Consider the following 330-nt stretch of genomic DNA (forward strand, 5'->3'; position numbering starts at 1 on the left):
GCTGGCGATCGGCGCTGCCTTCGCGTCGGGCGCGGCGGGGCTTGGCACCTTCCTGGTGCTGGGCTTCACCCTGCACAACATCACCGAGGGTATCGGCATCGCCGCCCCGATCCTGAAGCAGCGCCCGCCGCTCAGGACCTTTGCCGCGCTGACGCAGCTGGCCGGCGGCCCCGCTGTCATCGGCCTGTGGATCGGCAGCCTCGCCTATGCGCCGCAATGGTCGGCGTTGGCGCTGGCGGTCGGCGCCGGAGCGATCCTGCAGGTGATCGTCGAGCTCGTGTCGATGCAGCTTCGCCAGCGCGCCGGCGGCACACGCGCACTGCTTGCGCC

General features: G+C 71.8%; 1 pseudogene. It reads left to right on the forward strand.

The features are described from left to right. Positions 1-330 (forward strand): annotated as a pseudogene (locus tag EN807_RS33730) (metal transporter); the annotation flags it as partial.

This window comes from Mesorhizobium sp. M5C.F.Ca.ET.164.01.1.1 (genome assembly GCF_004792125.1).
Taxonomy (GTDB): domain Bacteria; phylum Pseudomonadota; class Alphaproteobacteria; order Rhizobiales; family Rhizobiaceae; genus Mesorhizobium; species Mesorhizobium wenxiniae.